The following is a 15,648-nucleotide window of genomic DNA, read 5'->3' as shown; positions in this document are numbered from 1 at the left end:
TAAAATATTGAGTCTTTGCTATCAATATCATTTTTTGAAATAAAATTATGAACAAAAGAAATTTTTCAGAAAGAGACATTTGCACTAAATTTATTACTCCTGCTTTAGAAAAAGCTGGATGGGATAAACAACTGCAAATATTAGAAGAAGTCTCTTTTACTGATGGAAAAATATATGTTCGTGGAAAATTTACGACCAGAGGAAAAAGGAAACGAGCAGACTACATTTTGTACTACAAACCCAATATTCCAATAGCAATAATTGAAGCTAAAGACAACAGACATTCGGTAAGAGCTGGAATACAACAAGCTCTTGATTATGCTAAAATTTTAGATATTCCTTGTGTTTTTAGTAGCAATGGTGACGGTTTCCTTTTTCACGACAGAACTATAACTGATAAAGGTATTGAAAAGGAACTTAGTATGGACGAATTTCCTAGTCCTGCTGAATTATGGGAAAAATATAAACGATACAAAGGAATAACAACGCCTAATGCAGAAAAAATCGCTTCGCAAGATTACTTTTTTGACAGTTCAGGTCGCAGACCAAGATATTACCAACAAATTGCAATAAACAGAACTGTAGAAGCAATAGCTAATGGGCAGAAAAGGATATTACTTGTGATGGCAACAGGCACCGGTAAAACTTACACAGCCTTTCAGGTAATTCACAGACTTTGGAAAAGTGGAGCGAAAAAACGAATATTGTTTTTAGCAGACCGCAATGCACTTATAGACCAAACAAAACGCGGAGATTTTAGGCATTTCAAAGACAAAATGACTGTAGTAAAACACCGCCAAATAGATAAGAGTTTTGAAATTTATTTAGCATTATATCAAGGTCTTTCGGGCAGCGAGGAATCAGCCAATGTTTACAAACAATTTTCGAGAGATTTCTTTGATTTGGTGGTAATTGACGAATGCCACCGTGGAAGTGCTAAAGAAGACAGCGCATGGCGCGAAATTCTCAACTATTTCCAAAATGCCACTCATATTGGACTAACTGCCACGCCCAAAGAAACTAATGAAGTGTCGAACATCGAATATTTTGGCGACCCTATTTATACATACTCATTGCGACAAGGAATTGATGACGGTTTTCTTGCTCCTTACCGCGTTGTTAGAGTTGCTCTAAATGTTGATACTGAAGGCTGGCGACCTGAACAAGGCAAAGTTGACAAGGAAGGAGTTCCCGTTAAAGACCGTATTTATAACAGTAAAGACTTCGATAAAAATCTAGTTATTGAAGAACGAACTCAAATAGTCGCCCACAAACTCACTGAGTTTTTGAAAGGGTTCGACCGCTTAGCAAAAACAATCGTATTTTGTGTGGATATTGACCATGCCGAGCGAATGAGAACAGCACTTGCCAATGAAAATGCTGATTTGGTTGCAGAGAATTATAAATACATTATGCAGATTACAGGCGATAATGATGAAGGGAAACGCGAGTTGGATAACTTTACAAATCCAGAGGAAATCTATCCGGTAATTGCTACAACTTCCGAATTGATGACAACAGGTATTGATGCACAAACCTGTAAAGTGATAGTACTGGATGCGAATATAAATTCGATGACAAAGTTTAAACAAATTATCGGGCGTGGTACAAGAATTAATGAGGAATATGACAAGCTCTATTTTACTATTCTTGATTTTAGAAATGCAACCAACCTGTTCGCTGACCCCGACTTCGACGGCGAGCCAATACGAATAAAACCTGTAAACGAAGATACTGACTTAGGAAATATTATTGATGAGGAAGAGCAAGATGTTGACCCGATAATAGATGATGAAACAGGCGAGGAAATTATTATAGAACCTCCAATAGGACAGCCCGAACCGCCATTACCACCTCCTGAGCCTCCAACTCCAAGAAGAAAAGTATATGTTAATGGAGTTGATGTTTCTATATTGATTAGTCGCGACTTGTATTTCGACCAACACGGAAAGCCAATTACAACTAGTCTGAAGGATCATACAAAAGAAATTATCAAAGGGCAATTCGCTACTTTGGACGATTTTTTAACCAAATGGAACGCAACCGAACGAAAAGAAGCTATTATTGCCGAACTGGCAGAACAAGGTGTAATGGTAGATGCTTTATACGAGGCTGTTAACAGAGAACTTGATTTGTTTGATTTAATATGCCACGTTGCTTATGAGCAACCTCCATTAACACGTAAAGAGCGAGCAAACAATGTTAAGAAAAGAAATTATTTTACAAAATATGGCGAACAAGCCAGAAAAGTATTAGAAGCATTGCTTGACAAGTACGCTGACCAAGGAATTGAAAATATGGAGAATATTCAAATCTTGACTGTTCCTCCAATTAATGAAATAGGTTCTGTTACCGAAATTATAAAAGCTTTTGGCAGTCGTGATAAATACAAAAAAGCCATCAAAGAATTGCAAAACGAACTGTACAAAACAGCATAGAATAAGTTAAAAACTATGAGTAGTGAAATTTTATTATATCAATCTAATGAACTAACAGAGCGAATTGAAGTACGTTTGGAAGAAGACACTGTTTGGTTATCACAACAGCAAATGGCTACTTTATTTCAACAAACAAAACAGAACATTAGTTTACATATAAATAACTGTTTCCGCGAAAAAGAATTAGATAAGATTTCAACTGTCAAGGAATACTTGACGGTTCAAAAAGAAGGAAACAGAAATGTAAGACGAAAAATAGAATACTACAACCTTGATGTCATTATTTCAGTAGGTTATAGGGTAAAATCGAAACAAGGTACACAATTTAGAATTTGGGCTACTAATGTTTTAAAAGATTATTTATTAAAAGGTTATGCACTTAACCAAAGAATGAATCGTGTTGAAAACACAGTGGAAAAACTTGCTGAGAAAGTAGATGACATTTCTTTCCAAATAAAATCAAACGAATTGCCTATTCAGGGTGTTTTTTTTGAAGGACAAATTTTTGATGCCTACGAATTAGTTTCAAAAATTATTCGTTCCGCTGAAAAAAATATAGTACTAATTGACAACTATATAGACGAAACCACTTTAACGCATTTGACAAAGAAAAATAAAAATGTAAAAGTTTTACTACTGACAAAAAGCATAAGTAAAGAGTTACAGCTCGACGTGCAGAAAGCCAATGCTCAATATGGCAATTTTGAAATAAAAAAATTTACCCAAAGCCACGACCGATTTATTATTATTGACGGTACGGAAGTATATCATTTGGGTGCCTCATTAAAAGATTTGGGTAAAAAATGGTTTGCTTTTGCAAAAATGGATAAGAATTCGGTAGAAAACATTTTAAATTCAATTTCGGAAATCACAGATCCAAAATCATAAATAAAAATGAGTAATCTAAGCGGAGTAATAAAATCTATTCGAGATATTTTTAGAAAAGACCCTGGTTTGAGTGGCGACGCACAACGCATTGAACAATTGGGGTGGATGATTTTTTTGAAACTTTTTGACGATAAAGACAAAGAAAAAGAATTACTCAATTTGAACTACAAGTCCCCTATTCCATCAGAATTGCAATGGCGTAACTGGGCAGAAGATGATGAAGGCATTACCGGCGATGAACTGATAAGTTTTGTAAACAATCAACTTTTCCCATCATTAAAAGAGTTACAAGTTGGAGTTGATGACAAGTTGGGTATCATTATTAGACAGATTTTTGATGGTACAAATAACTATATGAAAAGTGGTACAACCCTCCGACAAGCCATTAATAAACTTAACGAAATCGACTTCAATATTAGCAAGGAGCACCACGTTTTTAACGCTATTTATGAGGAAATTTTGCAAGGATTGGCAGCCAAAAAAGACACAGGCGAATTTTATACGCCAAGGGCTTTAACGCAGTTTATTGTGGATATGACAGACCCACAATTAGGCGAAAAAATATGCGATCCTGCTTGCGGCACTGGCGGTTTTTTGGTATGTGCCGTAGAACATCTAAAAAAGCAAGTGAAAAACATAAACGACCGCGAATTATTACAGGAAACTATTACGGGCACAGAGCTAAAACCGTTACCTTTTATGCTATGCGTAATAAACCTGATTACTCACGACATTGAAATTCCGAAAATTGTGAATAACGATTCTTTAAGCCGTGAGCTTACCTCTATAAAGCAAAAAGACCGTGTAGATATTATTTTAGCAAATCCGCCATTTGGCGGCGTAGTTGGCGATGGTATGGAGACCAATTTCCCGATGAACTACCGCACCAAAGAAAGTGCCGACCTATTTTTAATCCTTTTTATACAAATGCTAAAACAAGGCGGACGTGCCGGCATTGTACTACCCGATGGCAGTTTGACAGGCGAAGGTGTAAAACAGCGCATAAGGCAAAAGTTATTAGAAGATTGCAACGTGCACACCATTGTCCGCCTGCCACAGTCTGTTTTTGCACCTTATGCTACGGTAAACACCAACCTGATTTTCTTTGAAAAAGGCAAGCCGACAAAAGAAATTTGGTACTACGAACATACATTACCCGAAGGTTATAAAGCCTATAGCAAAACAAAACCGATACGAATTTCCGAGTTTGATAAAATTAAAAAATGGTGGAATAATCGTTCTGAAAACGATGTAGCGTGGAAAGTCCCCATTGATACCATTATTGAACGAGATTACGATTTAGATATTAAAAATCCTAACAATGTAGTTGAAGAAGTGGTATACGATAGAAAAGAGATTATTTCAAAACTTGAAAAAAATCAAGTGAAAATAACCGAAATTCTAAACAAATTAAAAGCATTGGCAGAATAATGAAGTACAGATTAGGCGATATATGTTCTATTACTAAAGGAGCAACAGGAATAATGAAAGCTATACCGGGTGAATATGAAATGGTTACTCTTGGTGAAGAGCATAAAACCCACAACGAATATCAATTTGATGCAAAAGCGGTAATTATTCCATTGGTATCTTCTACAGGTCATGGTCATGCAAGTATGAAACGCGTAAAATATTGCGAGGGTAAATTTGCTTTAGGAACTATCTTATGTGCTGTAATTCCCCATGATGAAAACTTTGTTTTAGCCAAATACTTACAGATTTACTTGCATTGGAACCGTGAAGAATTATTAGTATCGCAAATGAAAGGAATGGCAAATGTAACTTTGCCGATGAACCGAATTGCTGATGTGGAAGTGATTGTTCCAAGCATGGAAAAACAACAATATATCGTTGATTTAGAGGCAAAATTAGTTGAAAAGGGAGATGCATTAGACAGATTGTTTGCTGAGCAACTAACACAAATAGAAAACCTTAATCAAGCTATTCTGCAAGAAGCTGTACAAGGCAAATTAGTGCCACAAGACCCTAATGACGAGCCTGCTACAGAACTGCTAAAGCGAATTAAAGCAAAAAAAGAGGAAACAAATAAGGGTAAAAAACAAAAACCTTTACCACCCATTAAACCCGAAGAGATTCCGTTTGAAATTCCTAAAAATTGGGTGTGGAGTAGGTTGGGGGAGATTACTCAACATAACTCTGGTAAAACATTGGATCGTACACGAAATAAAGGGATGTTACGATCATATATAACCACTTCTAATCTTTATTGGGGATATTTCATATTAGATGATCTAAGACAAATGAAAATTGAAGATTCAGAATTGGATAGATGCACTGCAATAAAAGGTGATTTGCTAGTTTGTGAAGGTGGAGAGGCAGGTCGTTCTGCGATATGGCAAATTGAAGAACCAATTTGTTTTCAAAATCATATTCATAGAGTAAGACCATATTTAGGAATAAGTTCAGAATATCTATATTATTATATGAAGAAAATTTTCTTCAGCGGTGAAATTCATAATTATCGTAAGGGTATGGGGATTAAGAATTTATCAGGTTCATCATTGTCAAGTATTGTCTTATCGCTTCCGCCACTTCCCGAACAAAAACGAATTGTGGAGGAAGTTGAAAAGCAATTAGCTAAAACCGAACAACTTAAAGAATATATTACAGCTAATCAACAAGCCACTGAGCACTTGCTAAAAGCTTTGTTGCAGGAGGCGTTTGAGGGGAAGGAGAAAATAAAAGAAGAATATAGTTTGTTTAATGTTTAAACATAGTTTACATTTGTAGAAATGTTTAATTATATAAAAATAATATAATAATGGCTGCTAAAGACCTTCACGACAAACCATTTGATGAAGCTACTTTAGATAAACTCGTAATATTTGAGGATTATGCAAAAGAATGGCTACCAACGTTTATAATGGGAGGATATAAAGAGTTATGGATTTTTGATTTTTTCTCAGGACCGGGTTTTGATATAAATGGAGTCGCAGGTAGTCCTATACGTATTTTACAACAAGTTAAAAATCAGATAGGAAATATATTTCAAAAGAAAACAAAGGTCAATTTGTGCTTCAACGATTTCGATAAAACCAAATTTGTAAAACTTACAAAAGCCTGTAAAACGTACATTAAAGACAACCCTGAACTTAGCAGAGCTAATATTAATATCGAATATCACAATAAAGATTTTGATGTTTTGTTTTCTGAAAAAATTTCAACTATTAAGGTACGACCCTCTCTTGTTTACATAGACCAAAATGGAATCAAGTATCTAGCAGACAAGTATTTATTAGAATTAGCTAACACAAAAGAGACGGACTTTCTATATTATGTATCATCATCATATTTTCTGAGATTTGGTGAAACGAAAGAGTTTAAAAAAAACATTTATATTGATATCGAAAAAGCTAAAAAAAATCCTTATAAATATGTACATAAAAGTATTCTGGAGCAGCTTAAAAAAAGTTTACCTAAGGAATCGAAACTCTCTTTATATCCATTCACAATAAAAAAAGGGAATAATATTTACGGAATAATTTTTGGTGCTACACATATTCGTGCTGTAGATAAGTTTTTGAAAACTGCTTGGAAAAGCAACGAATTAAATGGTGAGGCAAATTTTGATATTAATAATGATGAAGTAAAATCCTTGTATAATAAAGATCTTTTCGGCACACCTATATATACCAAAATAGAAGAATTTTCAACTAAACTAAGAGACCTGATTTTAAAAGGAAAAATAAATAATAACAAAAAAGCGTACGATTTTACACTAAAAGAAGGACATATCGACAAACATGCGTCTGAGGTGATTTCGCAAATGAAAAGAGATGGATTTATAACATTTGATGGAAGGAGCCCCTTAGTTAATTACGATCAAGTGTACAAAAACAATCGTATTGTTAATTATGAAATTGTGAATACAAAACAATGAAAACAACAAAAATAGAATGGACAGATAAAACCTGGAATCCAATAACTGGCTGTACTAAGTTTTCGGCAGGCTGTCAACACTGTTATGCGGAAATTATGGCACGTCGATTAAAAGCTATGGGACAAAAAAAATATCAAAACGGTTTTTCTCTTACTTTGCACGAGGAAAATCTGCAAGAACCTTTATTATGGAAAAAACCTCACACGATTTTTGTGTGCTCGATGAGTGACTTATTCCATAATGATGTTCCATTTGAGTTCATTGATAAAGTTATGAGTATAATCAAACAAACACCCCAACATAGATACCAAATTCTTACCAAAAGAGCCGAAAGGATGAATGATTATTTCAGCAGTCGAGTAGCCCCCAATAATGCATGGTTGGGCGTTACTGTGGAAAACAAAAAATCAAAAAAAAGAATAGATATGCTTAGAAATCTTGATGCACCTATACGTTTTTTATCTTGTGAACCTCTTTTAGAAGATTTGGGAAAACTTAATTTAGATAATATTAATTGGGTCATCGTAGGTGGTGAAAGTGGAGTAAGTGCGCGACCAATGAATGCAGAATGGGTTCTTTCAATAAAAGAACAATGCAAAAAACAAGATGCAGCTTTCTTTTTTAAACAGTGGGGTACCTGGGGAAGTGATGGAATAAAGCGAAACAAACAATTGAATGGTAAAAAGATAAACGGAAAGGTATATCAAGAAATGCCTATGTAATACCGACAACTGTAAAAAACTAAACGACACTTCTTCGATAATCTGATGCAGACCATTTTGCTGACACGTATTATGTAATGGGATGCTATACTGAACAAGTTTTTTATTTGTTAAAAAATTTGTCTTTGTTTATATCTTTTCCATAACGTGAACCTAGCAAACTGCATACATTCAATCGATTACACAGCTTTATTATTCATCAATCCGGAAACAATTGTAATATTTATTTAAAAAAAATTGCAATTTCTTTTTTTATTATAAATGTTTTATACATTTGGAAAAAAAATACCATGGACTTAAGTACATTAAAAGCTATTTCGCCTATTGATGGGCGTTACAGAAAAAGGGTAGAATCCTTGTCATTATTTTTTAGCGAAGGTGCTTTAATAAATTTCAGAATTTATGTTGAAGTTGAATACTTTATAGCATTGGCTGAAATTCCCTTACCTCAACTTAAAGGCATTACGCCCGACGATATTGCTAATATCAGAAAAATAAGCGAAAACTTTACCTTCGCCGATGCTGCCGAAGTTAAAAAGATAGAGGCTAAAACCAATCACGATGTTAAAGCTGTTGAATATTACTTAAAAAAACAGTTTGCAAAAATCGGTTTGAAAAAATATAGCGAATTTATACACTTCGGGTTGACCTCGCAAGATATTAACAATACTGCCGTTCCTTTGTCGCTGTACACCTGCTTGTACGACAATGTTATTCCGACGATAGAAAACATTCAGACTAAGTTGGTAAATTTGGCTAAGAAATGGAAAGACGTTCCTATGCTTTCGCATACGCACGGACAACCGGCTTCGCCAACAACTATGGGTAAAGAGATAATGGTTTTTGCAGAAAGGCTTAGCGTTCAGCTAAAACAACTTACATCTATTCCTAAAACTGCAAAATTTGGCGGTGCTGTCGGTAATTTTAACGCTCACTACGCTTCGTATCCCGATGTTGACTGGAATACATTTGCCGATAATTTTATTAAAGATAAACTGTATTTAGCGCGTCAGAAATATACCACACAAATTGAGCATTACGACTGTATGAGTGCTTACTTCGACGGAATAAAACGTATTAATACTATACTCATAGATTTATCGCAAGATATGTGGCAGTATATTTCGAGAGAGTATTTCAAACAAAAAATTAATGCTTCCGAAACAGGTTCCTCCACCATGCCTCACAAGGTTAATCCTATAGATTTTGAAAATGCCGAAGGTAACTTGGGAATATCTAATGCTTTACTGACTTTTATGTCGAATAAATTGCCTATTTCGAGAATGCAAAGAGATTTAACCGACTCGACTATTACCAGAAACATTGGTGTTGCTATAGCTCACGCTCTTATTGCCTACAAATCGATTATTACCGGCTTGAATAAGGTAATAATTAATAAGGATAAAATATTGGACGAACTAGACCACAATTGGGCTGTTCTTGCCGAACCAATACAAACAATTCTGAGAAGAGAAGGTTATCCCGAACCATATGAAACATTGAAAGCTCTTACCAGAACAGGTAAACATATTTCAAAAGAAGTGTTGTGGGATTTTGTTGATAAACTTAAAATAAGCGACGAAGTTAAAGAGGAAATAAAGGCTATTACCCCGTTTAATTATATTGGAAAAATGTGATGGGTGAATGGTGGTGCGGGGTGCGGGGCATGTCCCGAAATTTCTGGACGTAACACGTAACACGCAACACGCAACACGTAACTCAAAACTACTCCACTTTCCATATTTGCCACGAGTATTCTGCTTGCTTAATAAGCATTTTCATTCCGTTTATGCAGGTGCATCCTTTGCTTTTGGTTTCTTTCAGGAAAAGGGTTTCAGCCGGGTTGTATATCAAATCGACGAAAATGTGGTGTCGCGAAACAAGATTATAAGGAAAATTTACGAGTTGATTATCTTGCGGATACATACCAACGGGAGTTGCATTTACGATAATCTCGGTTTTATTTACTAAGCTTTCGTCAATCATATCGTAATTGACAATATTACTGCCTTTTGCTTCTCTTGAAACAAATACGGAATTGATATTCCACTTATCAAAAACGTATTTCACAGCCTTTGATGCACCGCCAGTTCCTATAATCAAGGCATTACTTAAAGATCTATTTTCTAATATTTCAATAATAGAATCCTGAAACCCTAAGTGGTCGGTATTGTAGCCGGTAAGTTTGACTTTACCGTTGCGAGATATTTTCACGCAATTAACGGCTCCTATTGCTTTTGCCTCATCATCTATATCCGACAAATAAGGCAAAATCGACGTCTTATAAGGAATTGTAACATTAAAACCCAACAGTTCGGGTGTGGTTTCGATTTTATAAAGCAAATCGTTGATATCAGAAACTTCTAACAGAAAGTATTCGGCATCCGATACGTTTTCTGTTTTAAAAATTTCGGCAAAAACAGAAGGTGAAAAAGAGTGATTTAGTTTGCTGCCTATTAGAGCATATTGACGCATATTATTTCTTTTTCATCTTTACAAAGTTTTTAACAATCTTATATCCGTAGTATATAAGCAAGATAGCCAGTACTACAATAACAACAATATCGATAGTATGGCTGTACTCCATAACTTCCTCCCAATTGTTCTTTAATTTGAATCCCAAGTACATTAGGAATGAATTCCAAATACCGGCTCCAATGGTTGTAAACAAAACAAATTTCGGAACATTCATTTTGGCAAAGCCTGCCGGAATTGAAATTACGTGACGAACAACAGGTATGAAACGAGCGATTAATATTGTAATGTCACCTCTTTTGGCGAAAAATTTCTCAGAAATCTCAACATGATGTTCATCGATAAGGAAATATTTTCCAAAGCGTTTTAAAAAAGGCTTTCCTCCATAATAGCCTATATAGTATGATAGCAACGAACCGACAATACTTCCTAATGTGCTAGCTAAAACAACTCCAAAAAAAGTCATTTCGCCATCGGCTATCAAAAATCCTGCAAAAGGCATAACAGCCTCGCTTGGCACCGGAAAAAACATACTTTCCATTACCATTAAAATAAAAACACCGGGATAGGAAGTTGCGGCTATAATAGCTACTGCCAGATTAGTAATCCATTGTGTTATTCCCATAATTAAAAATCTTGTTGTTAATTAGTTTTATTTACTTTTAGCCAAGGCTAATATCAGTCCTAATGCTACACCAAGTAGTGCTGCGACCAAAATTCGCAAACTCTCGGGTAAAAGAAAGACAATGGTATGAGCAGGTATCCAAAACAGAGGAATTGTTTTTTTATAGATAAACCCGTACATAACATCCCAATTTAAACTCTTGATAATGCTTTTAAATTGTATGGGTTTGAATAAACCTTTTACTGTTCCGCCGTTATTATAGATATGCATATCGGTGATTTTATGGAAAGTCATCATTACAACTCCAAAAGTGATGTTCATTGCGGTAGATATCGACAATGCCGTAACAAATTTGAGTCCCGAAAACTTCATTCCCATTGAAGCGGGAGCGTTTTCAAGTCCCATATAAGCAAGGAATTGTGGCACACCTGTCGCAAATATTTTAAATGCTGCGTTAATGGTTAGTCCCAAGACTCCCCACACTATCATTCGTGGCACTATGCCAAAACCTTTTTCGTTGTAGTTTCCTGTTCGGATACGCAAAGCTATAACTTCTCCCATTGTGGCAAGTATCGAAAATTTGATAAATGCCATTATCATTCCGTGCTGTTCGTTAAAACTTACGTAGAAGTTGTACACAGATGGGATTATGAAAAAGGGCAAGAAAATAAGAAGAACAATTACGATAAAAATGAGGTCTTTTTTCTTCATATTAATACATGTTATTTTTCAATTCTGATACGCGCATCGACGGCAGTAACCTTTTTAGCATTACCTAGAAGCGGATTTATATCCATTTCGGCTATCTCGGGAGCGGCTAGACATAGTGCAGAAACTCTTGAAATAACTTCGGCAAATATTTCCTGATTAACTCCTTCCTGACCTCTAACACCTTTGATAAGGTCGTAGGTTTTTAAGCTTTTTATCATATCCATTGCTTCTTCCGTATCGATAGGAGCAAGAGATGATACCACGTCTTTAAGGACTTCAATGTAAATTCCACCCAGACCGCAAAGTACCATGTGACCAAATTTATCTTCTTTTTTAGCACCAACGTAAATGCCGTGTCCGGAAATCATCGGTTGTAGCATGATTGCTGTAGTGTCTTTAATCTTAATCATTCGGTTAAATTCGTCTTCAACAGCTTTATCGTTGTCAACGTTGAGAACCACACCGCCTACATCGGATTTGTGAACCGGTCCAACAACTTTCATTACAACAGGATATCCAAGTTGGTTGGCTGCCTTAACTGCGTCGGCTGCAGAATTAACAACAGCTTCGCCAACACGTGGAATACCGGCAGCGTCGAATAGTCCTTGAACCTTATTTGGATGCAAGTATCCATCCGGCGACTCGTCTATAATTTTTCTTATCGCAACAGTGTCAATTTTGGGCAAGACTACGTTCGGGTCAACAGGTTTAGGAGCATGGTAAACTTTTCCTAATGCTTTTCCGAAAACAACTTCTTCGGGGAAGTTGATTCTGCCAAGACTGATAAAATATTCTATTTCTTCTTTAACGTTAACAATTGAAGGTAATATAGGATAGATAGGTTTTTTGCACGTTTTCATTTTTTCGTTAAGAAGTTCGTACACATCAAAAACTCGAGTCAATCCGGGGCTACCGAAAATAACTGCAATTCCGTCGATGTTGTCGAAATTGTTTTCGCAAGCATCCAAAATATAACCTAATTGTTCGGCTGTACCTGTAGCCAAAAAGTCGATTGGGTTGGCAACCGAGGAACCTGCAAATAGTTTTTCCAACAATTCTGGGCTTTCAAGAGCAGGCACTTCCATACCACTATTCGACAAAGCATCTGTAAGCATAACTGCAGGCCCACCGGCGTGAGTTACGATAGCGATTCTATTGCCTTCAAGAGGTTTGTGCATAAATATACCTGCGACTGTAGAAAGTTCGTCTCTTCCGTAGCAACGAACTATTCCTGCTTTTTTAAATAGTGCATCAACAGCAACATCGGGACTTGCTAAAGCGCCAGTATGTGACGAAGCTGCACGACTTCCTGCATCAGATGTTCCGGCTTTTATAGCTGCAATTTTACAACCTTTGCGAATCAATGACGAAGCATGCTTCAGCATTTTTTGCGGATTGCTAATATTTTCCAAGTACAACAGTTTTACTTTTGAACTTGTGTTGGGGTCGAAAGTTTCGTCTAAGTACTCTAAAACTTCTTCGACGCCAATTTGGGCACTATTTCCAACAGAATAAACACTATTAAATTTTAATCCTTTTTCGACTGCATTTTCTAAAATAAACACAGCCGTAGCACCGCTACCTGTAATAAAATCAGCTCCTTGCGGCTCAAATTTGGGAATTGGCGACATGAAAACAGAAGTGTGATTTGCGTTCATCATGCCTATACAATTTGGTCCAATGAGGCAAGCTTTGTGTGCATTGACTATATCAACTATTTGTCTTTCAAGTCTTGCACCTTCTTCACTTTCTTCCTGAAATCCGGCAGAAAGTATTATAAAAGCTTTTGTTCCTTTTTGAGATGCCAAAACTTCAACGGCATGAGGGCAAAATTTAGCAGCAATAGCAAGAACTGCCAAATCGCATTGTGGCAAATCTTCAACTTGCTTATGTGTTTTAATACCTTGTATCTCATCATTTTTGGGATTTACTACATACAGTTTGCCACTATAATTATAGTCAATTAAATTTTTTACAACTTTGCCGCCCGGTTTGGTAACATCATTTGAACCACCGACAATAACAATGCTTTTAGGATCTAATAATTGTTTTGTAATCATATTGTTTATTTTTCTGTTTTATTAAGTGAAACACCACCCAAGTGTTAATTGAGTGGTGCTGTGTTTTTTATGTTAAAATTTATTTATTTGGAATGTTTTTTAAGGTTGCCAATAAAAATTTCCAGAATTTCTCAACCGAAGGTATATTTACTTTTTCATCGGGAGAGTGAGGGAATCTGATAGTTGGTCCGAATGAAATCATGTCCCAATTTGGATAAACTCCACCAAGCAATCCGCACTCAAGACCGGCGTGGATAGCCTTAATTTCAGGTGTTTTGCCGTAAAGTTTCTTGTAAGTATTTTGCATTGTAGAAAGTATAGGCGAATCCATATTAGGTTTCCAGCCGGGATAAGAGCCATCAAGAACAACATCGGCTCCGGCAAGTTCGAATACGCTTTTTATGCGGTTTCCCAGTTCTACTTTTGCAGTATCAACCGACGAGCGAAGTAAACATTGTACTACAATTTTTCCGTCGCCTGATTTTATGCTTGCCAAGTTCGATGATGTTTCTACAAGTCCCTCCATGTCGTCACTCATTCTGATAACTCCGTTAGGACAAGCACTTACGGCTTTTACTAGTTTATCTATAACCTTTTCGTCTATATATTTATCTGCATTATCAATTTTTTTGCAACTAAATTCCAAATCGGGTTCAACAGCGGCTAGTTCGCTTTTGAACATTTTTTCGTATTCGGAAACAGCTTTTTTAAATTTAGTGGCTTTGTCTTTATCGACAGCAACTTTAATAAACGACTCGCGTGGAATAGCATTTCTTAAACCACCGCCATCAATGGAAATTACTTTAATATCGAATTTATCAATATTATCCAACAAAAATCTGTTCAATAGTTTGTTGCTATTGCCGCGTTGTAAAATTATTTCCATTCCTGAGTGTCCACCTTTAAGTCCTTTGAGAGTGAGTAGAAATGATGTGTATTTATCGGTATCTAACTTTTTCTCTTTGTACTTCATTGTCGATGTAGCGTCTGTTCCGCCTGCACAACCAACGTACAATTCTCCTTCATCTTCCGAGTCTAAGTTCATTAAGATATCGCCTTTAAGCAATCCGGGTTTAAGCCCAAATGCTCCTGTCATTCCAGTTTCTTCGTCGCAAGTAAATAGGGCTTCAATAGGTCCATGCTCAATATCTTTTGATGCTAAAACAGCCATTGCTGCAGCAACACCCATACCATTGTCGGCTCCAAGTGTTGTGCCGTTGGCAGTAACCCATTCGCCGTCGATAATAGTCTCAATGGGATCGGTTTCAAAATTATGTTTCTTATCGCTGTTTTTTTGAGGAACCATATCTAAGTGAGCCTGCAAGATAACACCTTTTTTCTTTTCCATGCCTTTGGTGGCAGGCTTTCTGATTATAATATTTCCAACCTTGTCTCTTATAGTTTCAAGACCAAGACCTTTGCCGAAATCTAGCATAAATTTTTGAATTTTATCTTCGTGCTTTGACGGACGTGGAATTTTTGTTAAACTGTCAAAATGTATCCAAACTTCTTTTGGACTTAATTCTTTGATTGATTTTTTCATGGTTTTTACTTTTTATAAAACGTCTGTAATATGTAATTGCAATTTTCGTCAAATGTACAAATATTCTAAAAAAAATTTAACATTTCGTGAATTTTATTAATAATCATTAACAATAGGTGGTGGGTGGTCGGTGGTGGGTGGTCGGTAATTAGTGGCATACACTCATCACTCATCACTCATCACTCATCACTCATCACCCATCACTCATCACTCATCACTCATCACTCATCACTCATCACTCATCACTCATCACTCATCACTCATCACTCATCACTCATCACTCAT

At 36.0% G+C, this 15,648-nt stretch carries 12 protein-coding genes; 7 read left to right on the top strand and 5 right to left on the bottom strand.

The features are described 5' to 3' along the window. Nucleotides 1-47: 47 nt before the first annotated feature. The 7 genes from PHP31_05510 (at nucleotide 48) to purB (ending at nucleotide 9,586) form a co-directional block, all read left to right on the top strand. Nucleotides 48-2,438, top strand: coding sequence for a DEAD/DEAH box helicase family protein (locus PHP31_05510; protein ID MDD3738732.1), 2,391 nt, complete (start codon nucleotides 48-50; stop codon nucleotides 2,436-2,438). A 15-nt stretch (nucleotides 2,439-2,453) separates the two neighbouring features. Next, a complete protein-coding gene (gene rhuM / locus PHP31_05505) occupies nucleotides 2,454-3,326 on the top strand; it encodes a RhuM family protein (protein MDD3738731.1) in 873 nt (290 codons plus the stop codon). A 6-nt stretch (nucleotides 3,327-3,332) separates the two neighbouring features. Beyond that, nucleotides 3,333-4,757 (top strand): class I SAM-dependent DNA methyltransferase, encoded by a 1,425-nt coding sequence (locus tag PHP31_05500; protein MDD3738730.1) that lies wholly within the window; start codon nucleotides 3,333-3,335, stop codon nucleotides 4,755-4,757. After that, nucleotides 4,757-6,058, top strand: coding sequence for a restriction endonuclease subunit S (locus PHP31_05495; protein ID MDD3738729.1), 1,302 nt, complete (start codon nucleotides 4,757-4,759; stop codon nucleotides 6,056-6,058). The genes PHP31_05500 and PHP31_05495 overlap by 1 nt, the downstream gene beginning before the upstream one ends. 50 nt (nucleotides 6,059-6,108) lie before the next feature. Further along, on the top strand, nucleotides 6,109-7,227 hold the full coding sequence (gene tcmP, locus PHP31_05490; GenBank protein ID MDD3738728.1) for a three-Cys-motif partner protein TcmP: 1,119 nt from the start codon (nucleotides 6,109-6,111) through the stop codon (nucleotides 7,225-7,227). Then, entirely contained in the window at nucleotides 7,224-7,949 is a 726-nt protein-coding gene (locus PHP31_05485; GenBank protein MDD3738727.1) for a phage Gp37/Gp68 family protein, read from the top strand. Before tcmP ends, PHP31_05485 begins: the two co-directional genes overlap by 4 nt. Before the next feature lie 290 nt (nucleotides 7,950-8,239). Further along, entirely contained in the window at nucleotides 8,240-9,586 is a 1,347-nt protein-coding gene (purB, locus tag PHP31_05480) for an adenylosuccinate lyase (protein MDD3738726.1), read from the top strand. 88 nt (nucleotides 9,587-9,674) lie between these two features. Here the strand turns inward: purB and PHP31_05475 are convergent, their stop codons facing one another. The 5 genes from PHP31_05475 to PHP31_05455 all read right to left on the bottom strand — a co-directional run bounded on the left by PHP31_05475 (nucleotide 9,675) and on the right by PHP31_05455 (nucleotide 15,363). Further along, nucleotides 9,675-10,424: a shikimate dehydrogenase gene (locus tag PHP31_05475; GenBank protein ID MDD3738725.1), complete on the bottom strand. Its 750-nt coding sequence runs from the start codon at nucleotides 10,422-10,424 to the stop codon at nucleotides 9,675-9,677. A 1-nt stretch (nucleotide 10,425) separates the two neighbouring features. Further along, nucleotides 10,426-11,049, bottom strand: coding sequence for a DedA family protein (locus PHP31_05470; GenBank protein MDD3738724.1), 624 nt, complete (start codon nucleotides 11,047-11,049; stop codon nucleotides 10,426-10,428). 27 nt (nucleotides 11,050-11,076) lie between these two features. Continuing rightward, on the bottom strand, nucleotides 11,077-11,760 hold the full coding sequence (locus tag PHP31_05465; protein MDD3738723.1) for a hypothetical protein: 684 nt from the start codon (nucleotides 11,758-11,760) through the stop codon (nucleotides 11,077-11,079). Between the two features lie 11 nt (nucleotides 11,761-11,771). Next, nucleotides 11,772-13,820, bottom strand: a complete 2,049-nt coding sequence (locus PHP31_05460; protein ID MDD3738722.1) for an acetate--CoA ligase family protein — start codon at nucleotides 13,818-13,820, stop codon at nucleotides 11,772-11,774. A gap of 79 nt (nucleotides 13,821-13,899) precedes the next feature. Beyond that, on the bottom strand, nucleotides 13,900-15,363 hold the full coding sequence (locus PHP31_05455) for an aminoacyl-histidine dipeptidase (GenBank protein ID MDD3738721.1): 1,464 nt from the start codon (nucleotides 15,361-15,363) through the stop codon (nucleotides 13,900-13,902). Nucleotides 15,364-15,648: the final 285 nt, after the last annotated feature.

This window comes from Lentimicrobiaceae bacterium (assembly GCA_028697555.1).
Classification (GTDB): domain Bacteria; phylum Bacteroidota; class Bacteroidia; order Bacteroidales; family UBA4417; genus UBA4417.
The sequence above is the reverse complement of the archived record's forward strand: the minus strand, read 5'-3'. Positions and strand labels throughout refer to the sequence as shown.

Coding starts and splice junctions, on each gene's coding strand:
- PHP31_05495 (MDD3738729.1), top strand. CDS start 4,757: ATGAAGTACAGATTAGGCGATATATGTTCTATTACTAAAGGAGCAACA.
- rhuM (MDD3738731.1), top strand. CDS start 2,454: ATGAGTAGTGAAATTTTATTATATCAATCTAATGAACTAACAGAGCGA.
- PHP31_05510 (MDD3738732.1), top strand. CDS start 48: ATGAACAAAAGAAATTTTTCAGAAAGAGACATTTGCACTAAATTTATT.
- PHP31_05465 (MDD3738723.1), bottom strand. CDS start 11,760: ATGAAGAAAAAAGACCTCATTTTTATCGTAATTGTTCTTCTTATTTTC.
- purB (MDD3738726.1), top strand. CDS start 8,240: ATGGACTTAAGTACATTAAAAGCTATTTCGCCTATTGATGGGCGTTAC.
- PHP31_05460 (MDD3738722.1), bottom strand. CDS start 13,820: ATGATTACAAAACAATTATTAGATCCTAAAAGCATTGTTATTGTCGGT.
- PHP31_05485 (MDD3738727.1), top strand. CDS start 7,224: ATGAAAACAACAAAAATAGAATGGACAGATAAAACCTGGAATCCAATA.
- PHP31_05475 (MDD3738725.1), bottom strand. CDS start 10,424: ATGCGTCAATATGCTCTAATAGGCAGCAAACTAAATCACTCTTTTTCA.
- tcmP (MDD3738728.1), top strand. CDS start 6,109: ATGGCTGCTAAAGACCTTCACGACAAACCATTTGATGAAGCTACTTTA.
- PHP31_05470 (MDD3738724.1), bottom strand. CDS start 11,049: ATGGGAATAACACAATGGATTACTAATCTGGCAGTAGCTATTATAGCC.
- PHP31_05455 (MDD3738721.1), bottom strand. CDS start 15,363: ATGAAAAAATCAATCAAAGAATTAAGTCCAAAAGAAGTTTGGATACAT.
- PHP31_05500 (MDD3738730.1), top strand. CDS start 3,333: ATGAGTAATCTAAGCGGAGTAATAAAATCTATTCGAGATATTTTTAGA.